Annotated in this window: 27 protein-coding genes; 10 read left to right on the forward strand and 17 right to left on the reverse strand. The window is 42.2% G+C overall.

Annotation, left to right across the window (positions count from 1 at the left end; genetic code table 11):
• The first annotated feature begins 48 nt into the window (after positions 1 to 48).
• Genes barA through D0907_RS12085 form a run of 3 tightly spaced genes read left to right on the forward strand, consistent with a single transcriptional unit; the run spans position 49 to position 3,669 of the window.
• Entirely contained in the window at positions 49 to 2,817 is a 2,769-nt protein-coding gene (gene barA, locus D0907_RS12075) for a two-component sensor histidine kinase BarA (RefSeq protein ID WP_036969088.1), read from the forward strand.
• Between the two features lie 36 nt (positions 2,818 to 2,853).
• Entirely contained in the window at positions 2,854 to 3,330 is a 477-nt protein-coding gene (locus tag D0907_RS12080) for an energy transducer TonB (RefSeq protein ID WP_075593794.1), read from the forward strand.
• Between the two features lie 12 nt (positions 3,331 to 3,342).
• The gene (locus D0907_RS12085; protein ID WP_074989036.1) at positions 3,343 to 3,669 is read left to right on the forward strand and encodes a hypothetical protein; all 327 of its coding nucleotides are present in this window, start codon (positions 3,343 to 3,345) and stop codon (positions 3,667 to 3,669) included.
• A 71-nt stretch (positions 3,670 to 3,740) separates the two neighbouring features.
• Here the strand turns inward: D0907_RS12085 and pdxJ are convergent, their stop codons facing one another.
• The 10 genes from pdxJ to rpoE form a co-directional block, all read right to left on the reverse strand.
• A complete protein-coding gene (gene pdxJ, locus D0907_RS12090; RefSeq protein ID WP_036966619.1) occupies positions 3,741 to 4,472 on the reverse strand; it encodes a pyridoxine 5'-phosphate synthase in 732 nt (243 codons plus the stop codon).
• Positions 4,473 to 4,515: 43 nt separating this feature from the next.
• On the reverse strand, positions 4,516 to 5,202 hold the full coding sequence (gene recO, locus D0907_RS12095) for a DNA repair protein RecO (RefSeq protein WP_036966616.1): 687 nt from the start codon (positions 5,200 to 5,202) through the stop codon (positions 4,516 to 4,518).
• A gap of 17 nt (positions 5,203 to 5,219) precedes the next feature.
• Positions 5,220 to 6,152 (reverse strand): GTPase Era, encoded by a 933-nt coding sequence (gene era, locus D0907_RS12100; protein ID WP_036966614.1) that lies wholly within the window; start codon positions 6,150 to 6,152, stop codon positions 5,220 to 5,222.
• Positions 6,142 to 6,819: a ribonuclease III gene (gene rnc, locus D0907_RS12105; protein ID WP_036966612.1), complete on the reverse strand. Its 678-nt coding sequence runs from the start codon at positions 6,817 to 6,819 to the stop codon at positions 6,142 to 6,144. The genes era and rnc overlap by 11 nt, the downstream gene beginning before the upstream one ends.
• 2 nt (positions 6,820 to 6,821) lie before the next feature.
• Positions 6,822 to 7,757, reverse strand: a complete 936-nt coding sequence (gene lepB, locus D0907_RS12110; RefSeq protein WP_036966610.1) for a signal peptidase I — start codon at positions 7,755 to 7,757, stop codon at positions 6,822 to 6,824.
• Positions 7,758 to 7,783: 26 nt separating this feature from the next.
• The gene (gene lepA, locus D0907_RS12115) at positions 7,784 to 9,571 is read right to left on the reverse strand and encodes a translation elongation factor 4 (protein ID WP_036966608.1); all 1,788 of its coding nucleotides are present in this window, start codon (positions 9,569 to 9,571) and stop codon (positions 7,784 to 7,786) included.
• A 70-nt stretch (positions 9,572 to 9,641) separates the two neighbouring features.
• Positions 9,642 to 10,091, reverse strand: a complete 450-nt coding sequence (locus D0907_RS12120; RefSeq protein WP_036966606.1) for a SoxR reducing system RseC family protein — start codon at positions 10,089 to 10,091, stop codon at positions 9,642 to 9,644.
• Between the two features lie 3 nt (positions 10,092 to 10,094).
• Entirely contained in the window at positions 10,095 to 11,051 is a 957-nt protein-coding gene (locus D0907_RS12125) for a MucB/RseB C-terminal domain-containing protein (RefSeq protein WP_036966604.1), read from the reverse strand.
• A 4-nt stretch (positions 11,052 to 11,055) separates the two neighbouring features.
• Positions 11,056 to 11,682 carry a sigma-E factor negative regulatory protein gene (locus tag D0907_RS12130; RefSeq protein WP_036966603.1) on the reverse strand — a complete coding sequence of 209 codons (627 nt, stop codon included), beginning with the start codon at positions 11,680 to 11,682 and terminating at the stop codon, positions 11,056 to 11,058.
• Position 11,683: 1 nt separating this feature from the next.
• A complete protein-coding gene (gene rpoE / locus D0907_RS12135; RefSeq protein WP_036969086.1) occupies positions 11,684 to 12,265 on the reverse strand; it encodes an RNA polymerase sigma factor RpoE in 582 nt (193 codons plus the stop codon).
• 404 nt (positions 12,266 to 12,669) lie between these two features.
• Between rpoE and nadB the strand changes: the two genes are divergently transcribed.
• On the forward strand, positions 12,670 to 14,292 hold the full coding sequence (nadB, locus tag D0907_RS12140) for an L-aspartate oxidase (protein ID WP_036966601.1): 1,623 nt from the start codon (positions 12,670 to 12,672) through the stop codon (positions 14,290 to 14,292).
• Here the strand turns inward: nadB and D0907_RS12145 are convergent.
• Both D0907_RS12145 and D0907_RS12150 read right to left on the reverse strand, forming a co-directional pair.
• The gene (locus tag D0907_RS12145; protein WP_118844559.1) at positions 14,261 to 14,674 is read right to left on the reverse strand and encodes a hypothetical protein; all 414 of its coding nucleotides are present in this window, start codon (positions 14,672 to 14,674) and stop codon (positions 14,261 to 14,263) included. The two genes, nadB and D0907_RS12145, sit on opposite strands and share 32 nt — an antisense overlap.
• The gene (locus D0907_RS12150; RefSeq protein ID WP_036966599.1) at positions 14,667 to 14,918 is read right to left on the reverse strand and encodes an FAD assembly factor SdhE; all 252 of its coding nucleotides are present in this window, start codon (positions 14,916 to 14,918) and stop codon (positions 14,667 to 14,669) included. Before D0907_RS12150 ends, D0907_RS12145 begins: the two co-directional genes overlap by 8 nt.
• A gap of 120 nt (positions 14,919 to 15,038) precedes the next feature.
• Between D0907_RS12150 and ygfZ the strand changes: the two genes are divergently transcribed.
• Together ygfZ and D0907_RS12160 are read left to right on the forward strand one after the other, a co-directional pair.
• Positions 15,039 to 15,950, forward strand: a complete 912-nt coding sequence (gene ygfZ, locus D0907_RS12155; protein ID WP_036966598.1) for a tRNA-modifying protein YgfZ — start codon at positions 15,039 to 15,041, stop codon at positions 15,948 to 15,950.
• A 12-nt stretch (positions 15,951 to 15,962) separates the two neighbouring features.
• Positions 15,963 to 16,448, forward strand: a complete 486-nt coding sequence (locus D0907_RS12160; protein WP_036966596.1) for an FKBP-type peptidyl-prolyl cis-trans isomerase — start codon at positions 15,963 to 15,965, stop codon at positions 16,446 to 16,448.
• A 53-nt stretch (positions 16,449 to 16,501) separates the two neighbouring features.
• Here D0907_RS12160 and D0907_RS12165 read toward each other — a convergent pair whose 3' ends face one another.
• The 5 genes from D0907_RS12165 to D0907_RS12185 form a co-directional block, all read right to left on the reverse strand.
• The gene (locus D0907_RS12165; protein WP_074989039.1) at positions 16,502 to 16,984 is read right to left on the reverse strand and encodes a hypothetical protein; all 483 of its coding nucleotides are present in this window, start codon (positions 16,982 to 16,984) and stop codon (positions 16,502 to 16,504) included.
• Positions 16,985 to 16,998: 14 nt separating this feature from the next.
• A complete protein-coding gene (locus D0907_RS12170; protein WP_118844560.1) occupies positions 16,999 to 17,841 on the reverse strand; it encodes a DUF481 domain-containing protein in 843 nt (280 codons plus the stop codon).
• Positions 17,842 to 17,852: 11 nt separating this feature from the next.
• Positions 17,853 to 18,173: an HI1450 family dsDNA-mimic protein gene (locus D0907_RS12175; protein WP_036966590.1), complete on the reverse strand. Its 321-nt coding sequence runs from the start codon at positions 18,171 to 18,173 to the stop codon at positions 17,853 to 17,855.
• A gap of 119 nt (positions 18,174 to 18,292) precedes the next feature.
• Positions 18,293 to 21,406 (reverse strand): efflux RND transporter permease subunit, encoded by a 3,114-nt coding sequence (locus tag D0907_RS12180; protein ID WP_118844561.1) that lies wholly within the window; start codon positions 21,404 to 21,406, stop codon positions 18,293 to 18,295.
• A gap of 9 nt (positions 21,407 to 21,415) precedes the next feature.
• A complete protein-coding gene (locus D0907_RS12185; RefSeq protein WP_230235559.1) occupies positions 21,416 to 22,615 on the reverse strand; it encodes an efflux RND transporter periplasmic adaptor subunit in 1,200 nt (399 codons plus the stop codon).
• 268 nt (positions 22,616 to 22,883) lie between these two features.
• On the opposite strand from D0907_RS12185, the gene D0907_RS12190 reads away from it, so the two are divergent.
• The 4 genes from D0907_RS12190 (at position 22,884) to D0907_RS12205 (ending at position 25,676) form a co-directional block, all read left to right on the forward strand.
• The gene (locus D0907_RS12190) at positions 22,884 to 23,675 is read left to right on the forward strand and encodes a crotonase/enoyl-CoA hydratase family protein (protein ID WP_036966584.1); all 792 of its coding nucleotides are present in this window, start codon (positions 22,884 to 22,886) and stop codon (positions 23,673 to 23,675) included.
• A gap of 71 nt (positions 23,676 to 23,746) precedes the next feature.
• Positions 23,747 to 24,100 (forward strand): CidA/LrgA family protein, encoded by a 354-nt coding sequence (locus tag D0907_RS12195; RefSeq protein ID WP_036966581.1) that lies wholly within the window; start codon positions 23,747 to 23,749, stop codon positions 24,098 to 24,100.
• Positions 24,090 to 24,800, forward strand: coding sequence for an LrgB family protein (locus tag D0907_RS12200; RefSeq protein WP_036966578.1), 711 nt, complete (start codon positions 24,090 to 24,092; stop codon positions 24,798 to 24,800). Before D0907_RS12195 ends, D0907_RS12200 begins: the two co-directional genes overlap by 11 nt.
• Positions 24,801 to 24,833: 33 nt before the next feature.
• The gene (locus tag D0907_RS12205; protein WP_075593798.1) at positions 24,834 to 25,676 is read left to right on the forward strand and encodes a mechanosensitive ion channel family protein; all 843 of its coding nucleotides are present in this window, start codon (positions 24,834 to 24,836) and stop codon (positions 25,674 to 25,676) included.
• Positions 25,677 to 25,728: the final 52 nt, after the last annotated feature.

Consider the following 25,728-nt stretch of genomic DNA (forward strand, 5'->3'; position numbering starts at 1 on the left):
GTAAGTATATACTCTTAAACTACGATAATAATGATAACAACATCTTTTATGACTAAATTTGGCTTACGTGACTCAGTCTTAACCCTCACACTTATACCGACTGTGATCATAGGCTTGTTGCTGGGCGGTTATTTTACAATAAATCGTTACATTGAGCTCGATGAAATTTTGTATCAACAAGGCGAGACCATCATTGAGCCGCTTGCTATTGCTGTAGAGCAACCTTTACTTAAACGAAATAAAGCGCTGTTAACTCGTTTAGTTAGTCATACTCACAACAAACACTCGCCTGCTATTCAATCTATTGCTATTTTTGATGAAAATAACGAGCTGGTTATTTTCAGTAAATACCAAAGTGAATTTAGAGAGCTGATGAACACGAACAAACCGATATTAGACGGTGTTCATATGCAAAGCTCAGAACATTATTTAACCTTTTCAACGGCTATTATTAATCATAGCCGCCAAGACATGATATGGAATCACCATAGTTATCAGGCTTCTTTAGGCACTGTGGTGATCATGCTCAATAAGCAGCAAGCCATCATTGGTCAACAACGTGCGTTATTAGTGAGTGGTGTAGTTATTTTACTGGCGCTTGTTTTAGCAACCGTGCTGGCGTTTAGATTATCGCGTATGTTTATTCAACCTCTTAATAAGTTAGTACTTGCTACAGATAAACTTAATGAGGGTAAAGTCGATACAGGCCTTGATCAAAAAATGTTTGGCGAATTTGAGCTCCTTCGTGAAGGACTTAATACGATTTCAGACACCATGGTGATGCAACGCGATGAAATGCAAAAGCACATTGACCAAGCCACTGCAGATTACCGAGAAACACTCGAACAGTACGAAACACAAAATATTCAGCTGAGTATTGCAAAAAAAGATGCTCAAGATGCCAACCGTGTTAAATCAGATTTCTTAGCGAAAATGAGTCACGAATTACGTACTCCTTTAAATGGGGTTATTGGCTTTACGCGTCAGCTATATAAAACGCCTCTGAATAAACACCAAAAGGATTACCTCGATACGATTGAGTTGTCTGCTAACAGCTTAATGACCATTATCAGCGATATTTTAGATTTCTCGAAATTAGAAGCCGGTGCGATGGAACTCGAATCGATGCAGTTTCAACTGCGCGATACCATCAATGAAGTATTAACATTGCTTGCTCCTAGCGCCCACGAAAAACAACTCGAGCTATCTATATTTATTCACCCGCAAGTGCCCGATAACTTAACTGGCGACCCGACTCGCTTTAAGCAAATTTTAATTAACTTACTCAGTAATGCGATAAAGTTCACCGAAAAAGGGTCTATTAAAGTCGATGTCGGTTATCGTTTGCTTGATGAAGAGCGAGCCTCTATTTTGGTGTCGGTAACCGATACCGGTGTGGGTATTCCTATGGATAAGCAAGATGCTTTATTCACACCATTTGGCCAAGCCGATTCAAGTATTACCCGCAAATTTGGCGGCACAGGCTTAGGGTTAATTATTACCAAGCATATTGTTGAAGCCATGAACGGCCGCATTACCTTAAACTCAGCCCCCGGTAATGGCACCTGCTTTACGTTTAATGCGGTGTTTAGAACGCCGTCTAATTCAATCACTAGTGACTTACCAACTCAATCACTGATTAATAAACGCATTCTATACTTAGAACCGCACGAACATACGCACCAAGCAACCTTGTCATTGTTGAATGAGTGGCAAACACAAGTTACCGCCTGTACCGATGAAGAAAGTTTCTTAAACGAGATAAACAAAGACTTTAGTTACGATATTTGTATTATCGGTCACACCGCAACAATCGATGATATGCAGCAGCTTAAAGGCTACGTTAAAGCGGTAAGACCTGTCACTGACTATTTATACATTATGCTCAATACGGTGTCGCATAATATGCGTGAAGCCTTTGTGGGTAGTGGTGCTGATGCCTGTTTAAGTAAACCACTTAATCATCGTAAATTATGTGAAGTATTAGCAGCCCCGTATCGCCTTGACCATCCGGTACACAATATTGAGCAAGGCGATGAAAAACTACTGCCATTAAAAGTGCTGGTTGTTGATGATAATGACGCAAATCTAAAACTTATTTGTACACTATTAGATGAACAAATTGAGCTCATTGATACCGCCCATAATGGTTCACAAGCCTATAGCTTAAGTAAAAGCCATAAATACGACTTAATATTTATGGATATTCAAATGCCTATTATGGATGGCATTACAGCGTGTAAGCTTATTCGTGAGTCATCACTTAATGAAGACACCCCAATTATTGCGGTAACAGCGCATGCGTTGGCTGGTGAAAAAGAGCAGCTGCTAAAAGATGGCTTTAAAGGTTATTTAACCAAACCGATTGACGAAGATATGCTAAAGCAGATCATTAGTGATCATAGCCCACAATCCCCTATTAACCGAGAGCGAAGCAAAACAGTTGCCGTTCAATCTGAACCTCCATTTGAGAGCACACGCCTAGATTGGCAGCTTGCGCTACAGCGCGCAGGCGGCAAAGAAGAACTCGCTCTTGAAATGCTCAATATGCTGTTACTCAGCGTGCCTGAGACCTTGCGTCTACTCAATGAAGCAATAGAAAATGAAGATTGCGAGCATGTACTTAGCATCGTGCATAAGTTCCATGGCGCATGTTGTTACACCGGCGTACCAAAGCTAAAATCGCTTGCCGAAACCCTTGAAACGTCACTAAAAGGCGATTGTGATTTAAATTATATTGAACCTGAATTATTTGAGCTTATTGACGAGCTGAATAATTTGTTAAGTGATGCAGGCATGGTAGAGCAGCAACGATAAAAGCCGCTCAATAAAACGATATAAAGGAATATATAAATGAAAAGTTATTTAATTTTAGCGGGCAGTTTACTTGCCTTTGGCTGTGCTTCAACTGCAGATAAACCGATGACACTAGAGTATGCGGATTTATCAGTTAGCTATGATGAATTGAAAACACCAAAATGGCAGCAACTTGAGCGCTTTCCTGCCAGATACCCAAAAAAAGCAGTTATCCAAGCAACAGAAGGGTGCGCGACCATTGAGTATGTTATTACGCCACACAATGAGATTAAAGATATTCAGGTAGTTGCCTCTACTCACCCTGTATTTGCCGATGCAGCAAAAGAAGTAATCACGCATTGGCACTGGAATGAGCTGCCGCAAAATATTACTGATAAAGCGGTGAAAACCCAAACTCGTTTTGATTTTTGTTTTGACACACCCGAGCAATCTTGTAGAACACTAAAACCTAATTATTCATGCCCTAGTCGCGATATTATTTATTCTACGGGTACACGAATTGTGAAGTATTAAAGGGAGCCTGCTTTGTATTTTATCTTACTTATTCTCTTTAGCGCTATTTCACTCACGTGGTTTTTCCTTCGCTATAAAAAACTAAGTAAAGAAGCTAATAACTACGTAAAAATCAATTACGCTGAGCAGTGGCAAACATACGAAAGTAAAGCCCGCTTAATGAGAGCAACACCCAACTCAATTGTGTTTCATTCAATTAAACAAGGCGAATTGTCGGCCATTAATGATGGTGTTTTAAAAAGCTTTAAGAAAAAGCATCAGTACATAGTCACTCTACTCTGTATTTCACCTTTGTTATCATCATTGCTTGCACAATTTATTGCGTATTTGATGAAATAAAAAGCGCGCTGGATACAACATCCACCGCGCTCTCAATTCAATACTTGCTTAAAAGTGCTTGAAGCTTATATTTACAAACGCGCCTCAATCATCAGGCGTTTCATATCACGTACTGCTTTGTCTAGACCATCAATCGCGGCACGCGCAATAATCGCATGACCAATGTTTAACTCGTAAATTTCTGGCATTGCAGCAATTGGTTTTACGTTGTGGTAGTGCAGGCCATGACCAGCATTTACAATTAAACCAAGACCGTGGGCGTATTGTACACCGCTGCGAATACGCTCAAGCTCTGTATGTAGCTCTTCGTCGTTTTCTGCATCTGCATACGCGCCAGTATGAATTTCTACATACGGTGCGTTACAGGCTTTAGCAGCATCAAGTTGCGCGTTATCAGCATCAATGAATAACGATACTTTAATACCCGCTGCCGTTAATTTTTCAGTCGCCGCTTTTACTTTTTCAAAGTTACCCACTACGTCTAGGCCGCCTTCTGTTGTTAGCTCTTCGCGTTTTTCAGGCACTAAACACACATAAGCGGGTTTTACTTCAAGCGCAATATCAATCATTTCATCAGTCACGGCAACCTCAAGATTCATACGCGTTTGAATGGTTTTAGCCATTACATACACGTCACGGTCTTGAATATGACGACGGTCTTCACGCAAATGAATGGTGATACCATCTGCACCGGCATGCTCTGCAACACTGGCTGCATGAGCAGGATCTGGGTAACTTGTGCCACGCGCTTGGCGTAAAGTGGCAATATGATCAACGTTTACACCAAGAAGAATATCTTTCATTTTTTTACCTGTTTAAAACAACGATTAACGGCTGCTATTCAGCCTACTTAATAAATAACTCACGACTTTTTAATGGCTTTTTACCGAGTAAAGGCTTGAGTAAGTAACGACTTAACTGCTTTGCCATATATAACACATCAGGCGCGCTGAAGTCATGGGCAGCAATGGCATTTAATTGCGCACCTGAAAAACCACTGTGCGGGTCGTCATGCAGCAAAAAGCCATATTCAGCAAAGTACTGGTAACTGGCACTGCCAATGATCTCATCACCGTGCGCGTCGACACTAAAATCAACCCCATAACCGAGCAATTCGAGTAACTGAAATTCATACGAACGTAACACTGCTTGCAAGTGTTGAGTACCCGATAAATCACTCAAGTGCTGTTTATACAAATGGTAAACACTTTCCATGGGTTCATTGATAGGTACGATACGATTGGTTAATTCGTTTAAATAAAATCCACAATACAACTCATTCCCCGTGAGCATGGTTTGCGTGCCATGGGGTTCAAAACGATTAATGTATTTTAAATCTGATTTACCGCTGTATTGTACCAGCAGTGATTGGAAAGGTTGCAGTTGTGCTTTATGTTTAGTGGCCTGGCGACCACTAATTCGGGCCAGCATTCTAAGCTGCCCCACGCCTTCTACCAGCATATCAAGCATTACTTGTGAGTCACTAAATGGACGTCGGTGCAACAAGTATGCTGTGTAGAAATCGCTATCCATGGCGTCTCAAGCTAAGCTTAATCTTCACCATAGCCTAAGCTGCGTAGCGCACGCTCATCATCAGCCCAGCCAGACTTCACTTTAACCCAAAGTTCTAAAAATACTTTGTTATCAAGCATCTCTTCAAGGTCTTTACGTGCTTCACGGCCAATAACTTTTAGCTTTTCGCCTTTATTACCAATAACCATGCGTTTTTGCGTTTCACGCTCAACTAAGATCAGGCCATTAATTTGCCACACGCCGTTATCGAGCCATTTAAACTGCTCTATTTCAACGGTAACAGAATACGGTAATTCATCACCCATAAAACGCATTAGCTTTTCACGGATAACCTCTGCCGACATAAAACGCATCGAACGGTCTGTCACATAATCTTCAGGGAAGTAAAACTCACACAGCGGAAGACGCTTGGTTACTTCTGCTTTTATAAGCTCAATGTTTTTACCCTGTTTTGCTGAGACAGGAATAATGCCAACAAAATCAAATTTATTGCCTAAAAACTGCATGTGCGGAAGCACTAAGTCGCGGTCTTTTACTTGGTCAATTTTATTCATAACCAATAACACTGGACGACCACTTTGACGGACTTTATTCAGTACCATCTCGTCATCTTCATTCCAGTGAGTGCCTTCAACCACAAAAATAATCAGCTCTACATCACCAATCGAACTGGATGCAGCACGGTTCATTAAACGGTTAATGGCACGCTTTTCTTCAACATGTAGACCCGGTGTATCAACGTAGACTGCTTGGTATTTACCTTCGGTATGAATACCCATAATACGGTGACGCGTGGTCTGTGGTTTGCGCGAGGTAATACTCACCTTTTGCTCAACAATGTAGTTAAGTAAGGTCGATTTACCCACATTTGGACGACCAACAATGGCCACCATCCCACAGTGCGTATCAAGCTCTGCAGGTTCTTTGCTAATTAAATCATCAAGATTCATTTTTAAGTATCTTTAAGGCTTTTTCAGCAGCTTTTTGCTCGGCTTTACGACGCGAGCTCCCTACTGAGATAATGCTATCCATCCCTTCAACAATACATTCAACCGTGAATGTTTGATTGTGCGCTTGGCCTTTTGTATCAATGACAGTGTAGCCCGGTAACGATAATTTGCGCGCTTGTAAGTACTCTTGAAGTAATGTTTTTGGATCTTTTTGGTTTAAGCCAGGAGAAATTGCATCAAGGCGTGATTCATACCAATTTAAGATTAACTCACCACATTGTTCAATGCTTGAGTCTAGGAACACGGCACCAATAATGGCTTCTACTGCATCGGCAAGAGTCGATTCACGACGGAAGCCACCACTTTTCAGCTCGCCAGGCCCTAAGCGTAAGTAATCGCCCAGACCAAATTCAAGGCCAAACTCAGCCAGTGTTTGACCACGTACTAAGGTTGAGCGCATGCGGCTTAAGTCGCCTTCACGTGCTTTTGGAAATTTAGTATAAAGCGCATTCGCAATCACGAAGCTCAAAATCGAATCGCCTAAAAACTCTAAACGCTCGTTATGTTGACCTTTGTGGCTGCGGTGCGTCATTGCCTGTTCAAGCAAAGCTTGATCAGTAAATGTATAACCTATTTTGTTGTATAACTCTGTTACGTTTTTTTTCATCGTTACTGAATATTACCTAGGCGTTCAAAACGAACACCAGTTGGAACCCAGCCTGGTAAAAAGTCATCTGGGCCATTTTCAAATTCAAAACTCATCCATATAAAGACGGCTTTACCTACCAAGTTTTCTTTTGGCACAAAGCCCCAAAAGCGACTGTCTTGGCTGTTATCACGGTTATCACCCATCATAAAATAATGATCGGCAGGAACAACCCACTCGTCAGAGCGTGTACCCGGTTGTTGATAATAACGGCCTTTCATTTCAAGCGCCTCTGGGTTAATCAAAATGTTGTGATTCAATGGGCTTAGGTTTTCTTCTAAACGCACTAAATTCATTGACCCTTGCTTGAACTCGTCACTATTGAGAATTTCCATATCTATTTTATTGTATTCATTACACAGCAAATCACCTTGCTGTTCGACACCTTCTTCACATTTTGGCTGAATATAAAGGTGCTTATTGCGATAAACAATTTTATCGCCAGGTAAACCAATGGCACGTTTAATGTAATCAATACGCTCATCTAATGGGTATTTAAATACCACAATATCACCGCGCTCTGGCTCATCCACATCCACTAGTTGGGTGCGCCAAATTGGGTCTTTAATGCCGTATGAGTACTTTTGTACCAAAATAAAGTCACCAACAAGTAATGTTGGCATCATTGAGCCTGATGGAATTTGAAACGGTTCAAAAATAAATGAACGGAAGATAGTAATAGCCGCAATCATCGGAAAGATTGATTTAGCCGTTTCAGTAATACTTGGCTCTGGTGCAATTAATGCAGCGGTTTCTTCGTCTAATTCACCACCCGCCGCGTTTTGAGCAAGGGCGATACGCTGTTGACGTTTAGGCGCAAACATAAAGTGGTCAATTAACCAGATTAAGCCTGAGCCTAGCGTTAACAACACTAAAAAAATCGAAAAGTAACCCGCCATGCATTAATTCCTTTATTTACTTCTAATTATTTACCAACTTTGAGGATAGCTAAGAATGCATCTTGCGGTACTTCAACGTTACCTAGTTGCTTCATTCGCTTTTTACCTTCTTTTTGCTTCTGAAGAAGCTTTTTCTTACGGCTCACGTCACCACCGTAACATTTTGCAATTACGTTTTTACGTAATTGTTTAACCGTTGTACGCGCTATAACATGCTGACCAATTGCCGCTTGAATTGCAATATCAAATTGTTGACGCGGAATTAGCTCTCTAAGCGCTTCAGCTAACTGACGACCACGCGATTGTGCAATATCACGGTGTACAATAATTGCTAATGCATCTACACGCTCACCATTAATAAGTACGTCAACACGTACCATGTCTGATGCTTGGAAATGCTTAAAGTTATAATCAAGCGAAGCAAAACCACGGCTTGTTGATTTTAACTTATCAAAGAAATCCATAACCACTTCAGCCATCGGTAATTCATACGTTACCGCAACTTGCTTGCCGTGATAGTTCATTTTAGTTTGTACACCACGCTTTTCAACACAAAGTGTAATAACGTTACCTAAAAACTCTTGCGGAACTAATATGTTAGCTTCAACAATTGGCTCACGGATTTCAAGAATGTTGTTTACCGGCGGAAGATCAGATGGATTATCAATCTGTTTAACGCCCTCTTTGGTTTCTACTTCGTAGATTACCGTAGGTGCCGTAGTAATAAGATCGATGTCGTATTCACGCTCAAGACGCTCTTGAATAATCTCCATGTGTAGCATACCTAAGAAGCCACAACGGAAACCAAAACCAAGTGCAGTTGAGTTTTCTGGTTCGAAGAATAACGATGCATCGTTCAAGCTAAGTTTATCTAGCGCATCACGGAATGATTCATAATCATCCGATGAAATTGGGAACATACCCGCGTAAACCTGTGGTTTAATGCGTTGGAAACCCGGTAGACGCTCTGGTGCAGAGTTGCGCTGTAACGTAATTGTATCGCCAACAGGGGCACCATGAATCTCTTTAATACCAGCAATAACAAAGCCTACTTCACCGGTTTTTAATAAACCTGTGTTAGTTTGTTTTGGTGTAAAAATACCCACTTTATCTGCGATATGAACTTGTTCGTTCGACATGATCTTAATTTTATCGCCCGCGCGTAATTCACCGTGTTTAATACGCACAAGTGACACAACGCCTTGGTATGGGTCAAACCATGAATCAATAATAAGCGCTTGTAATGGCTTATCTTTGTCGCCAACTGGTGGCGGAATATCTTTAACAATAACTTCGAGTACGTCTTCAATACCCACGCCTGTTTTTGCACTACAACGCACGGCTTCAAGCGCATCAATACCAATAATGTCTTCGATTTCTTCTGCAACACGAAGTGGGTCCGCTTGCGGTAAGTCGATTTTATTCAGTACTGGAATAACTTCTAAATCCATTTCAATTGCTGTGTAGCAGTTAGCAAGTGTTTGCGCTTCTACACCTTGACCAGCATCAACAACTAAAAGCGCACCTTCACAGGCAGCAAGCGAACGTGATACTTCGTAAGTGAAGTCAACGTGTCCTGGTGTGTCGATAAAGTTTAATTGGTAGGTCTCGCCATCTTTGGCTGTATAATTAAGTGTTACACTTTGCGCTTTGATGGTAATACCACGCTCACGCTCGATGTCCATTGAGTCTAACACCTGCTGCTGCATTTCACGGTCTGTTAAACCACCACAAACTTGGATAAGACGGTCAGAGAGAGTCGATTTACCATGGTCGATATGGGCGATGATCGAAAAATTACGGATATGCTTCATAAACTGGATTCTAAACTTCTATATAAAATGGACTAAGTGTATAAAGCGGCAATTTTACATTTAATTGGCTTTAATCACCATCTATTTGAGTGAAAGGAATAGTAATTGGGTGAATTTTTATTACTTTAATATCATGTTTTAGGCTCTTAACCCTTGATTTAGCTATCGCATAGCCAGTTAAGCCCCCTAATACAGCAGCTAAAATTTGCCAGCCCTCAGCAAGCGAAAACACTGAAAAAGCAGCCAAAGCAAACCCTAAACTAAATAATAACGGCAACATGTACACGGCCATTGCGTGTTTTACAAGGTGGCTATCGTCTAGTGCTAAGGTGACTTTTTGTCCGACTTTTAGCTCACTGTCGAAAGTGTATGGGAATGTTTTTTTGGCAGTACCAAATAACTTGGCAAAGATTTGCGAGCCACAACGGCCATTGCATCCTGCGCAGGCTTGTTTTTGCTCGGCTTCTAAATCGGCTGTCGTGCCTTTTACCGACACGACAGTGAGTGTTTGTTCTATCATTATTTAAAGAGGTCGCGCTACCGACTCTGCAATGGCTTTGGCTGTCATAGCGGGGATATTACCAACAACCGACACGTCAAAGCTACCACCATTGTGAACATACACGGTTGTCGCACCCGATGACAGCGCCCCACTGGGTCGTTTACCAGGCAGTGGTCTTTGTACGAACACAGAAACCTCAACAAAACCATCAGAGTACAAGTAGTAATCGGTTAGTTCGTTATTTAAATCTAACTTGTGACGGTCTGACTTTAATAATTTAAAGCCTGCTGGCAACCAGCCAATTTTCCAATTATTAACCGCACTGCCTGTGCTTTCGTTATCAATTTCACTGACCGGAAGCGGAGGAGGAAAATCACGATTTTGCATTTCTAACAGCATCTGTGCAGGTTGCTCTGTCACACTAATGTGGGTCAACTGTAATTGCTCAAGCATTTCACCTTTGTGGTTCACATACGCTGATTTCAATAACAGTGATGATTCTAAATCTAACCATATCCAATAATTGAATTTGTACTCATCTTTTGACTCAATACGCACAAGCTGCGCTGAGCGCCCTGCTATACGACCTTTTCCGCCTAGTACAAAATCGTACTGCGCACTTAAACGCTCTATATCTTTAAAAAGTACTTCAGGAATAGGCCCTGCAATTGAATCAGTTTGCACAGAATATGGCTCTGAATGGGGCTCAAAATAAGTCACTTGATCGTTTACGCGAGCCATTTCAAGCCCTGCGCCATTTAGTAAACTTAAATGTTCAAGCTCTACATTACCTTGCTTGGCATGCAGCCAGCGATAAGGTTCCATTGCTTGGCCTTTAACGACGACAAACGATGCGTCGAAATTGCGGGTATGAACGGCTTCAGCCATATCGAGTAATAATGCTTTGGCGGGGTTTTCGTCGCTGGCAAAAGCGGGAGCTATTAACACCAGCGACAAAATAAAAGTAAACACTTTCATTTAATTAGTTTTTTTCCTCATCTGCGTTAGCCGCAGTTTGTGACTTTTCAAGCGAATATGCAACACGTGCTTGACGTTGGTGTTCAAGTACAAGCGCACCAATACGTTGCTGTTGTAATTCGCGTAAACCTTGTTGGGCATTTTCAAGTGCAGGTTGCTCAGATGAGTAACTGACAGGTGATGCCACACCGGTTAGTGGTGTTGTTTGTAATAAAGGAATTTCGCTCTGCGGTGATTCGCTGTTTTGCGGCAGTGTTTGTACACCAACAATCGCAAACATAGCCACACTTGCAGCAATCGCTACTTGGGCAAAGGGTCGACGCCAATTAAATGCAACGACATTGTCGGTGCCTGTTGCCGCCACGATTTCTTCGCTTTTTGGTGCCGTTGTTTTATTCGCGAAATCTGCGTACACAGGTTCATGTTCGAGTGCATCTGCCACTGCATCAGCAATGTCAAAATTGAAGGCGCTGTTATTTGCCTCAGCACGCATTACGTCACCGATCATTGCATAACGACCAAATGTTGTTACATCGTCGTTTGTAATCGCTTCATCAGTTAACTGCTGCTCGCCGTCAAGTAATGCGGATAACTGCTCATTATCCAACTTGTTAACGTCTGCTTTTGTCATACTAAGACTCACCTATTAATGGATTTAATTTATTGTCAATCGCTTCACGGGCACGGAAAATACGCGAACGTACCGTCCCCACGGGGCAATCCATAACCACGGCTATTTCTTCATAGCTCATACCTTCGATTTCACGAAGGGTAATCGCAGTTTTAAGATCTTCAGGCAAACTATCAATCGTATTAAAAATTACAGCACGTACTTCGTCACTTAATAACAGGTTTTCTGGCGATGCGTTTGAACGCATTGCGTCTGCACTGTCATAAAATTCTGCTTCTTCGGCATCAACATCGTTAGCTGGCGGCTTACGCCCCTGAGCAACTAAGTAATTTTTAGCACAATTTACGGCGATACGGTACAACCAAGTATAAAAGGCGCTATCACCTCTAAAGTTAGGCAAAGCACGATAAGCTTTAATAAAGGCTTCTTGTGCGACATCAGCAACATCACCTTGGTTTGAAACATAACGTGAGATCAAACCTGCAATTTTATTCTGATATTTTCTAACTAATAGGTTGAAGGCGTTTTTATCTCCTTGCTGGACCCTTTTTACTAGCGCTAAATCCAAATCCTGCTCGCTCATTCGAGCCGGTACTCCTCTGTTTGATTCTTGCTTGCTATTCATATACTCGCCATTGTTTACACAAACTATGACTGCACCATGAATATAAAAGTTCAGTTTAAAATAATTTTTTTATAAAATAGCACGCAAATAATGTGAGTTATACCAATCTTATTACTCGACAATCCTAGTAACTGCTGATAATTCAACGGTTATCTCTATTCAAAGTCAGTTTGATTCACAATGCTAAACAGTTAAAAATTCGCTGTTTAAGTGACGATAAACCTAATAATATTGGTATAACGTATTAAAATGACTAATAGTGTTACGGCAAATATGGTACATATACGTATATCATATACAATTTTTTTTGCTCATACTTTTAGCACTATTTCCAGAGCATTGTAACTGCAAAGACCACAGACATGAACCAAAATAAACATCACATTACTGATGTCGCTATTATCGGCAGCGGCGCCGCTGGCCTCTCGCTTGCTTTATCACTTGCTAATCACTGTAACGTCACCGTGCTTAGCAAAGGCGCATTAACTGAAGGCTCTACTTTATATGCACAAGGTGGTATTGCCGCGGTTTTTGATAAAAAAAATGACAGTATTGAGTCACATGTTCAAGATACGCTCGATGCTGGCGGTGGTTTATGTGACCGCGACGCTGTGCACTACACTGCCAGTAATGCCAAAAAATGTTTAAAATGGTTAATTGAGCAAGGTGTGCCTTTTGATATGGAGTTTGATTCAAAAGGTAAAGAACGTTTTCATTTAACGCGCGAAGGTGGTCACAGTCATCGCCGCATTTTGCATGCTGCCGATGCGACAGGTCGCGCCGTTCAAACTACGCTTATCAGCCAAGTGCAAGCCCACCCAAATATCACTTTATTAGAAAACTACAATGCCATTGATTTAATTGGTGATAAAAGCTTAGGTCGAAAAGGTAAACACATCCACGGTCTGTATGTGTGGAATTGTGAAGACAAAAAAGTAGAAACAATTGCAGCCAAGTTTGTTGCGCTGGCGACAGGCGGTGCGAGTAAAGTGTATTTATATACCTCTAACCCCGATGTATCGAGTGGCGATGGTATTGCCATGGCATGGCGAGCGGGCTGCCGTGTTGCCAATATGGAATTTAACCAATTCCACCCTACGAGCTTGTACCACCCTGAGCTGCAAAACTTTTTAATTACCGAAGCAATGCGTGGTGAAGGTGCGTACTTAAAACGCCCCGATGGCACACGCTTTATGAAAGACTTTGATGAACGTGAAGAACTGGCTCCCCGCGATATTGTTGCACGCGCGATTGATTTTGAAATGAAACGCTTAGGCGCTAATTGTGTTTATTTAGATATTAGCCACAAAGATAAAGATTTTATTATTGAGCATTTCCCGACAATTTACGCAAAATGCTTAAGTGTTGGTTTAGATATCACCAAAGAAGCTATTCCTGTCGTCCCTGCAGCCCATTATACCTGTGGGGGTGTCATGACTGACTTTAATGGACGTACTGATTTAGATAACTTGTATGCGGTTGGTGAAGTTGCTTATACAGGTCTGCATGGTGCAAACCGAATGGCAAGCAACTCATTGCTCGAATGCATTGTTTTTGCCCACGCAGCAGCACAGGATATTCTGAGTAAAATTGATGCAAGTCCTGCACTTGAAACACTACCGCTGTGGGATGAAAGCCGCGTTACGAACTCTGACGAAGAAATTGTTATCACGCATAACTGGCATGAACTACGGTTATTTATGTGGGATTACGTTGGCATCGTGCGTTCAACTAAACGTTTAGAACGTGCATTGCATCGTGTTGAATTACTGCAACAGGAAATTCACGACTACTACGCTAACTTTAGAGTTTCTAACAACTTATTAGAGCTACGTAACTTAGTGCAAGTCGCTGAACTGATTATCCGCAGTGCGCTGGAACGTAAAGAAAGCCGAGGCTTGCATTACACCATTGATTACCCAGCGCAAAATGAAAACCCAACGCCTACGGTACTTACACCGAAGTCGGTTGCTGCACAGCAATAATTGCCCGTTTTAAGCGTGAAAAGCTTACCTCATCAACACTGGCTGCCGTTATAATCAGCCAGTGTGATTTATAAAATCCCGCTAGTTTTATAACCACAAAATTCGAAAAGATCTTACTCTTGGGGCTTATCGCACCTTGCATTTGCACACGATTATTTAAAAAACGAAGCTGTGACTGTTCTAAAATAATAGCGCCATGTGCTGGCTGTAATTGCGTTACTTTTTTATAGCTAATCACCCCAATAATAAAGCTTGAGACGAAAACAAGACATTGAGAAAAGAGTTGCTGATACGCAAAGCTAAGTATGATGGCTACAAAGCAAAAAAAGACCACAAAGGGTTTGTGGTCTGGTGTGTTCTGTTTAACGCTAAATCTATACACGAACTCGGTCTAAAATTAATGAGACCATGCTATTAAGCTCGGGATCTTTACACGTTTCGTGACCCATGAACCATGCAAACAAGTCTGGATCATCGCATTCTAGTAAGCGTTGAAATGTGGCATGTTGCTCTTTGCTTAACGAGTCAAACGCTTCTTCAACGAATGGCATAAATAAAACATCAAGTTCTAACATGCCACGACGGCATGCCCAACGAATACGTTCTTTACTGTGAATTTCAGTCATTTTAAACCTCGTACTTATTTGTCAGCAGTTTAACAAATTGCTATCGAATAAACAGCTATTTAAATTGCCACCCTAACTAAGTTATCATTAGCACTCATTTATATCGTAAAGAAGGTTTTTATGTCGACTGTTTACGCAAGTCCATTATCTCATACGCTTATCAGCCTAACAGGTAAAGATAAGTTGTCTTACCTTCACGGACAAATTACACAGGATATCAATAAGCTCACTAATGATACGTTCTTGTGGGCGGGCCACTGTAATGCCAAAGGTAAGCTTTGGGGCGTTTTTCGCTTGTTTACCTACCAAGACAGTTACTACCTTGTTGGTTCTAAAGCCGAAGTTGAGCAGTCTCTGGTTGAGTTAAAAAAATATGCGGTCTTTTCTGCTGTTGAAATAGACCCCTGTGAAAAGCCATTAATTGGTTTGATGGGTGATGACCTCTCAGAGGTGCTAGAGGCACTTAATATTCAATTTAATGATGAGCAAACGGCTGTCGATTTTGCCGACGGTAAAGCCCTTAAGCTTGCAGAAAACCGCGTGTTACTCATGGTCAATAGTGACTTTAGTTTACCCGAAAACGTTATTGCACTCGATAACGATGCCCAATGGCAACAAGCAGCGATTGCCGCGGGTGAGCCTTCACTTAACAGTGAGGCCATTGGCGAATATGTGCCACAAATGGTTAACCTACACGCGATTGGTGGTATCAGCTTTAGAAAAGGCTGTTACACAGGCCAAGAAACCGTTGCCCGTATGAAGTATCTTGGCAAAAACAAGCGCGCCATGTATATCGTTGCGGGTGAAGCAGATGGTTTACTCGATGAGCTTGAACTCGAAACACAAATGGGTGAAAACTGGCGTCGCGCTGGCAAGCTTATCAGTCAAAGTTATAATCAAGAAACGCGCACTTTAATGGGACTCGTTGTGTTACCGAATGACAATGAAACAGGCCAATTATTACGTGCTAAACACCTCCCTCAGGTTGAGCTATCGATTCAAGCTCTGCCTTACTCTCTCGAAGATGAATAAATAGGAATGACTATGATCGCAGCAGAAAACAAAGTGGTAAAAATGCATTATTCAGTATTGGATAATAACAAAAACACCATCGACAACTCGTTTGATGGTGAACCACTGGTGTTTATCGTTGGCACAGGTTACTTGATCCCAGGCCTAGAAAACGCACTACTAGGTAAAGAAGCTGGCGATACTTTCAGTGTTACCGTTGAACCAGACCAAGGCTATGGCGAGCGTCACGACGACTTAATGCAAGCTGTACCTAAGTCAATGTTTGAAGGGATGGACATTGAAGTGGGTATGCAGTTTCGTGCAACAACCGATGCAGGCGATCAATCAGTGATGATCATCGATATCCAAGATGAAGAAGTGATTGTTGATGGTAATCACCCATTATCAGGGATTACTTTACACTTTGATGTTGAAGTACTTGAAGTACGTGATGCAACAGAAGAAGAGTTAGCACATGGTCATGTGCACGGTGAAGGCGGTTGTGGTCACAGCCACTAAACTCGCAGTATAAAAAAGCGCCTGAGGCGCTTTTTTTATACCAATTCGCTTAATTAATCATCCACTTGCTCTGGTTCTGGTTTATGTTCCGGCTCTGGCTTAGATTCAGGTTCAGTTATGTGTGCCTGCAATGCCGCTAGCAAGCCTTCTTGGTCGTTGGTGCCTAAACGATAGTGAGTGCCATCTTTCATTGCTAATTCTACAGCTTTAAACCCTGATACACTGTAAACCCAGCCATCGTGAGTTATTCGTAAACCAATTCCATGGCGAAATGAATTACTGACCGCTCTGACTGATTCAATGTCGTCAAAGCTCACCGTTTTACCAAATACACCCGGCCCAAATGCCCAGCTCACTGTTTTATCGGTTACTTTAATAGTTAAGCTATGAAATAAAAAAGCCACTAACACTAAAATAGCGCAAAACCCCATTAATGGCACATCTGCGCCGATTAAGTTCCACGCCAAGGCAAGAAAACCACCTATCCAGCCCAAAACAACAAAAATAAACACTGCGTATTGCTTATGTTGATACATAAAGAATTCTCTAATTAGAAGCTATAAACAAAGGTCGCACTTAGCTCTGAGTCATACTTAAGCTTGTCTTCCTCTGGTTTTGAGTTGTAGCGATACATATAGGTAAATTTAAGTGACACATCGCCCATAATCTTACTGATCAATGATGTTTCTGACTTTAATCGCGAGTTAAGACCTGACAAAGATTGCTCGTAACTCACATCTTGATTAAAGCGTGTGCGCTCAGAAACGGTGCGCTCCCATTGCAACGCTAAACGAAGCAGATAACCGGTTTTTGTTTCGTCTTCTTCCGTTGCAATTTCTTGATCGGCAACTGAACGATAAAGGCCCGGTCCAACGTCTATATCGACTTTATTTTTACTGCCTTGATAAATACGATTGCCATACCCTGTTGCAACCGTACTCTTAAACTCAAGACCACTAAATTTATCTTCTTCGTAATCTCCGTAAATGAAAAAAGACTCATTTTTCACGTTCAGCTTATAGTTTCCTTGCCCCGAGACAAAAATACGATCTGCTGATACTTCTTCATCGCCGGTTTCTTCATTGCGATCGCGTTTGTAAAGCGTGTCTATTTTGAATTGATTACGCCACTTTTCAAAGTCTTGATAAAGGTTACCTTTGAACTTGAAACTCGTTGAATTGGTATTGCCTCTACTTACCATAAAACCGAACTCCATATCACCATACAGCATTTCGCCTTTATGGATTTTATGGATTTCTTCTTCTGACAACTGCCCGTATTCATGAAAATCTTCAAATGGATCAACAGCAATAGCCTGCCAACTGCTAAGCAGTAAGGCGGCTAAAAAAACACGTTTAATTGTACTAAGACAACAAAAAGTAGAGTCAAACATCGGCTGGAGAGTTATTCGCTATCTTTCCAGAGAATGTGGCAAAACGGTGCATCTTTATCTCGGCTAATTAAAATCTTGGCAAATAAAATATCTTGGTTATCAAACTCAAGCCCTACTAAGACTTGTACAAACAGCTCAGGTTCAATTTCTAATGCAACAAAATCTTGCCATTGATCGTCAGGCTCACTTTCTTCGATAAAACCTAACTCTTCTCTGTGCTCGTTAAAATCATTAATATCTTGTTCGCTTAAGTTATCGGGTGCTAACTCTAAAAAGATATCATACGCCTGATGTGTTACTTCTTCTTCACTATATAAGCGTGGACCAGCCATTCCTTAAACCCTCTGCACATGCAAACTGCGTTATTTTAGGTATGATAACAAACCTCTTTTCTGTTTTGCCAAAAAAAAAGCCAGGTTACCCTGACTTTTTTATCGTTAGTGTCTCTTTTTTAGTTTTCGACCCTTTGGCCTTTCACTTTTTCACGCATAGCTTGCACTAATGTATAAAATAGCGGAACAAGCAACGTGCCAAAAATAGTGGCCGCTAGCATACCAAAGAGCACAGTCACACCTAATGATATTCGGCTGCCTGCCCCTGCCCCACTCGCAAACACAAGCGGTAATACGCCAAGCACAAATGACAAGGCCGTCATTAATACCGCTCTAAAACGCAATTTTGCTGCGTTGAGTGCTGCCTCAACGATGCCTTTTCCGGCGGCACGCTCTTCCATCGCAAATTCAACAATTAATATGGCCGTTTTCGTCGACAGACCTATCAGCAACACTAAACCAACTTGCGCATAAATATTGTTTTCCATCCCAATCACGTACAGTGCAAGCATGGCACCAAACAAAGCTAAAGGAACAGCTGCAATAACTGAAAATGGAATCGTCCAGCTTTCGTACTGCGCAACTAAGAACAAATAAACAAATACGACCGCTAAACCAAATAAAATTGGCGCGACGTTGCCCGCTTCAATTTCTTGCTTAGATTGCCCTGCCCACTCATACACGTACCCAGAGGGTAGCTTAGCGGCCAATTCTTGCATAACAGCAATCGCATCCCCACTTGAATACCCTTGCGCTGGCTGGCCACTGATACTGGCACTTCGGTACAAATTAAAGTGCGTTAAACTTGTCGGGCCAAGAATCGGTTCAAGTTTGGCCAGTGTTGTTAAAGGAACCATTACCCCTTCGTCGTTACGCACGTAATAGTACTGTAAGTCTGCGGGGTTTTGACGATACTGACTTTCGGCTTGCATTATGACCCGATACGTTCGGCTAAATTGATTAAAGTCATTAACGTACAAAGAACCTAGCTGTGCTTGCAGCGTTAAGAAGATATCACTCAACGCCACACCTTGTGCTTTGGCTTTATTACGGTCAATTTCTAAAAAGTACTGCGGAACATTTGCTCTGAATGTACTGTACACATTTGACAGTTCAGGCCGTTGATTAGCCTCGTATACTAAGCCGTTAAGCACCTGAGAAAGCGCAGCGGGTTCACGCCCTTCACTGTCTTGCAGTCTAAATTCAAAACCGGCACTGGTGCCAAGCCCCGGTATTGATGGCGGGTTAAATGCCATTATCTGTGCGTCTGGCATCGCCCAAAACTGCCCCATCAAACGACCTAACACCGCTCGCAGACCTAAATTAGCGTCTGTGCGCTCTTCCCAATCTTTTAGTACCACAATACCCAAGGCATTATTTGAACCTGCACCGCCTAATAATGAAAAACCTGAAACGGCGATAAAATCAGTTGCTGCGGGTTCATTTTTAATAATATCACCCAATTTATGCATGACTTCTTTGGTGCGGTTACTTGCCGCAGCATCTGGCAGTTGCACATCAACAAATAGAAAACCTTGGTCTTCGGCTGGCACGAATCCGGTGGGGACTGCTTTAACTAACCATCCCGCGGCCGCAAAAATGATAACCGCAAACAGCGCTATTCGTGCGCTACGCTTTAGAATAAAGTTAACGACTTTACTGTAGCCACTGGTCGAGCGCGTAATAATATTTTCAAATGGGGCTAGCCACTTAATCGGTTTCATCGCTTTTTCATTGAGTAATAGCGTACAAAGCGCCGGACTCAAGGTTAATGCATTCACCGAGGAAATTAGCACTGCAAATGAAATAGTCACCGAGAACTGTTTATATAACTCTCCGGTGATGCCAGGCATAAATCCAACCGGTACAAACACCGCTAGCAACACCAGTGTGGTTGCAACAATAGGCCCAGACACTTGTTCCATTGCTTTAGTAACGGCTTCTTTTATTGGTAGTTTCTCTTCTTTTAAAATACGCTCAACATTTTCTATAACGATAATCGCATCATCCACCACAATACCGATTGCCAGTACTAAACCAAATAAGGTGATTAAGTTAATGGAGTAATCCATCATCATCATAAAAGCAAACGTCCCCACCAAAGACACCGGAATAGCAACAGTGGGAATCAGGGTTGCGCGCCAATTTTGTAAAAACAAAAATACCACTAAAATAACCAAACCAACCGCTTGTAAAAGGGTTACCACTACTTCTTCAATAGAACGATTAATGAATTCGGTTGTATCGTAAGGAATAGAATACTCGATGCCATCGGGTAACTGCTTTGCCAGCTCAGCCATACGGGCTTTAACATCCTCTGCAACCTGCGTGGCATTGGCTTCTGTTAACTGATAAATAACGATAAATGCTGTATCTTGCTGATTCAATTTAGCGGAGGTGCTGTAGCTTGCCGCCCCCATTTCGATACGGGCAATATCATGTAAACGAACAAAATTACCGTCTTTACTCGAACGAATAATGGTTTGGCCAAATTCCTCTGGGGTTTTTAAGCGCCCTTTTGCTTGAATCGAATATTCAAATTGCTGACTGGGCCCCGTAGGAGCCGCGCCTAACTTACCTGCTGCAACAATGGTATTTTGCTCTTGCAATGCGCTTCGAACATCGGCCACCGTTAAGCCTAATGATGCCATTCGATCTGGGCGAAGCCATAAACGCATCGAATAGGTTTGCTCACCCATCACCTCCGCAGAAGCAACCCCATTTATACGACCAAGTGGCTCCGTTAAATAGTTTGTTGCATAGTTACTTAGAAAAATAGCGTCGATATTATCTTTACTTGAGTAAAGGTTAATCCCTAACAACATAGAGCTCGACTTTTTCTTAACCGATACCCCTTGGCGCTTTACTTCTTCAGGTAATCCCGCTTCAGCGAGCGCAACACGATTTTGCACGTTCACTTGTGCTATGTCTGTGTCAGTACCAACCTTAAAATAAACAGTAATATTTGCCGTGCCGTTATTTGTCGAAGTCGATTCTATGTACATCATGTCTTCAACCCCATTGACTTGCTCTTCAATGGGCCTGATCACCGACTCTTCCACTATTTGAGCACTGGCTCCGGGGTAACTTGTCGAAATTTGTACTTGCGGTGGCGTGATCTGCGGGTACATATTCACCGGCAATAATGTCATTGAGATTAAACCCGCAATCGTAATGACTATCGATATTACCAGCGCAAATTTAGGGCGAGATATAAACGTTTTACTAATCATCTCTGCCCCCTAAGAGTTGGCTTTGCTAGTAATAGTGCCCGTTGTTGCATCAACATTTTTTTCAACGGCTTTGACTTCTGCACCTTGGCGGACTTTTTGTAAGCCTTCAATAATCACCTTTTCGCCTGCTTCAAGGCCTGATTCAACCACCCACATCGCGTTAATACGACGACCAAGTTTCACAACGCGCATCGATACTGTGTTTTCATCATTAACAACAAGTACAAACTTACCTTGTTGATTTTCTTGTACTGCAACTTGTGGAATCAAGGCTAATTCTTTTTTGTTGGTGCTCTCGACTATTAATGTAACAAACAAGCCAGGCATAACCATGCCGTCGGGGTTGTCGAACGAAGCCCTTAATTCAACGGTCCCCGTGTTTCGATTTATTTTAGTATCCGCAAAATCAAGGACTCCCTTGCCTGGAAAAACGGAGTTATTTGGTAATCGTAAACTTAAATCAATAGGTACATCACGTGGGTCGCGATCTGGGGTTTGATGTTGCTGTCGGTAGCTTATGTAGTCAGCCTCTTCAACTTGAAAGCTCACATAAATGGGGTCTACATCAGTCAGCTCTGCCAGTTCATTCGATGAGGGCCCAATAATGTTGCCCACATCGTAGTTCACTTTACCTATACGACCCGCGAATGGGGCTCGAATTTCAGTGTAGCTTAAATTCAGCTTTGCCTTTTCAAGCTCAGCTTCGGCTGCTTTCACCGCGGCTGTCGCTTGTTCAAAGTTAGTTAATAACTTGTCTAAATCGGACTGCGAAATAAACCCTTGAGAGGCAACATCTCGACCCCGTTTTAAGTCTCTTTGAGCAGCACTTGCAGCAGCCTTTTTACTTTTAAGATCGGCTTCAACCTCGGCCACCGTGGAGCGGTATTCAGACGGGTCTATACGCAATAATAACTGATCTTTTTCAACCGCAGATCCTTCGTCAAAGTGACGCTCAATGAGCTCCCCCTCAACACGGGCTCTAATTTTAACTTCTTGAAACGCTTCAGTGCGGGCGACAAACTCTCGATAATCTCCGACTTCTTGGGTAACAACATTAAAAACAGATACCGCCGGTGGCGGCGTAGCCTGTTTCGTTGATTTATCATCGGAACAGCCTACTAAAGCCGAGCTAAAAGCCACGGTAAATAAGGCGGTTGTTATAAAAGATGATGATTGATTCTTTATGCGAGCTGTTTTGCGCATCAGCATATGTATACTCCTTGTAGCGCGACTTAACGCTAAGTCTAGTCGTGTCGTGGTATTTTGCGAAAGTTTGAGCCAGTATCTTACCGATAGCAAAATTGAGCTAGTTGAAAACCTGCTTCTTTGTTTTAAAAATATACATCAATTTGTAATCAAGCATATGACAGAGTTACCGTTTTTTGAAAAAAATAACGTTTCTTTGCGACACATCAGCATTTCTTTACATACTTGTCATTAGCTCGTAAGCTCTAACACACAGGTCAGAGGAGTTGCCATGATAAAGCTAGAAATAAAACAACACGTCGCTTGGGTTTACCTTGCTCGTCCAGAAAAGCAAAATGCGCTTAGTTTTGATATGTTTGTCGAGCTGTCACGCGTCATCAAAAAAATTAAACGTGACCCTCGCTTACGCGCTGTGGTGATTAGTGGTGAAGGTGAACACTTTTGCTCTGGGCTCGATGTCGCAGCCGTTATGAAAAAGCCCAGTAACATCATGAAGCTGCTTTTTAAGTGGCTGCCGGGCAATCAGAACCTTGCGCAAAAAGTGGTCTTAGGCTGGCAAGATTTAAGTATTCCTGTAATCGCAAAAATTTCGGGGCATTGCTTTGGCGGAGGGATGCAAATAGCACTCGGTGCCGATTACCGAATTGTAGATAAACACGCCAAACTGGCGATTATGGAAGCACGCTGGGGGTTATGCCCCGATATGGGAGCAAATGTGGTGCTTGCAGGATTAATGAAACGTGACCAAGCACTCTGGTTGGCAAGTCATGCCGGTCCCGTATCTGCTGAGGACGCTAAAGACTATGGGCTTGTTACCCAGCTTACAGATGATGTTGATAAACACACCGCGGCAATGCTCGAAACCCTTATGGCGCGTTCACCAGATACATTGGCAGCAATTAAGCGGCTTACTCAACAGAGCTATCGCTCGCAGCAACGTAAAATCTTAGCAAAAGAAACCTGGAGCCAAATTCGCTTATTGATGAACCCAAATACCAAAAAAGCCATTGCTAAAGCAAAAGGAGCAGATGATATTGAGTTTAACAACGCCAAGTCATGGTAAGCTAAAGTCGCATAGTACTACTGACAAGGGTATGATGTAGTTGAACTTTCACAAGCCATTTTCCATCTATCATGAAATACCTGTTCAGTAGTGCCATTATTCTTGCGTGCTTAGCGGTCGCTAAGTATTTAAGCCTGTTACTTAACAGCTCTTTTCCTGCGCCATTGCTCGCTATGGTCATGTTACTTTTACTGCTATTAACGGGGGTTGTTAAAGAGCATCAGCTAAAACCGACAGCCAGCCCTCTGTTAAATTACATGCCATTATTTTTTATTCCAGCGGGCGTTGGCATCGTTGAGCACCTTGGTTTAATTGGTCAACATTGGTCGCTTCTGCTCACTGTATTTATTATTGTGCCTTTGAGCAGCGTATTGCTCATTGGTGGCGTTATCGCCTATTTTAAGGGGCGTGAAAATGACGACTAATTTATGGTGGTTAAGCGTTCCAGTCATTATTTGCCTTTTTTTGTTACTAAGAGTCCTCAACAACAAAACAACTCACGGTGTTTCTAAAGCACTTAGCAACCCTGTTTGCTGGGCTATTTTGATTATTGCTGCGTTACTTGTAACACTCGACTTACCTTATGCGCCGTTTGCTGAGCACAGCAAAATACTCAGCTGGTTATTAGAACCGGCGATAGTCGCCCTCGCTTTGCCGCTGTATCAGCAGTTTGTGCACGTAAGAAGAAACCTATTACTCATCGTGATTAGCTGTAGCTTAGGGGTGATTAACGCCACTGTTGTTGCCTCACTCATTTGCTATTTTTTTGCTGCCCCCGCTGAGCTTAGTGCATCGCTTGCCAGCCTTTCTGTTACAACGCCCATCACGTTAATTGTCACGGATGCACTGGGCGGTATTCCTTCTCTTGCTGCTGCAATGGTTATTTTTATTGGTGTACTGGGTGGGATTTTTGGCAATTTAATTTTTTCGCTATTAAACATCCGTAATGCACAAGCTAAAGGTGTTGCCATCGGCACCGCGTGTCATGCTATTGGCACCGCCTCACTTATTACTGAAGAGGCAAAAGCCGGCGCATTTGCATCGGTCGCAATGGCACTGAGTGCGCTTTTAAGCGCTATAATAGTGCCCTTACTCTATCCTGTTTTACAACATGCTCTGGTATAGTCAGGGCAAGCAGTAACCTTGTTAGGAAAACACATGATCGATTCTGAATTACAACAAGTTGAAAAATACTACCACTTGATTACCGAATACCTCGTTACCTACAGCATGCAAATTTTTGGTGCCATCTTAATCCTGTTCTTTGGTTTATGGGTCGCACAAAAAGTATCAAAAATGATTGCTGGATTAATGCAACGGCACAACATTGACATAACCTTAACTAACTTTGTCAGTAACGTTGTTAAAGTACTGCTTATTATTATGTTTTTGGTTATCGCACTGGGTAAAATAGGCATCAGTGTTACGCCATTTGTTGCAGCAATCGGTGCTGCATCGTTAGGGGCTGGTTTAGCACTGCAAGGTATGCTGTCAAATTATGGGGCTGGTCTTGCAATCATTGCCACGCGCCCTTTTGTTGTTGGCGACACGATTGAAGTAAAGGGCGTTAGCGGACAAGTTAAAACTATTGAACTTGGGTATACTATTTTGATTAACGAAGAAAAAGTCGAAATCACTATCCCAAACAAACACATTGTTGGTGAAATTTTACATAATTCGTTTAGTTATTCACTGGTAAAAGGTGAAATTGATATTGCCTACGATGCCAACGCAGACTTAGCAATTGAACTCATCGAAACAGTATTAAAAGAGCACGAATTAGTTGCCGACGAGCCTCATTCACAAGTGGGTATCGAGCGCTTTGCAGACAGCGGCGTGACATTAAGTTATCGTTATTGGGTGCCGACGACCAAAATTATTGAAACCAAGCTCTCGGTTAACCGCAAAGTATTCAGCGCTATTCAGGGTGCAGATATCGACATTCCCTTCCCACAGCGGATCGTTACACTTAATCACACACATGAGAAAGGTGCTGAATAGCACCTTTTTTACCTCGCGACGACAGAGATTGTGTTTCATTAAAGCTTTGTAG

Source organism: Pseudoalteromonas lipolytica, assembly GCF_003515105.1.
GTDB lineage: Bacteria > Pseudomonadota > Gammaproteobacteria > Enterobacterales > Alteromonadaceae > Pseudoalteromonas > Pseudoalteromonas lipolytica.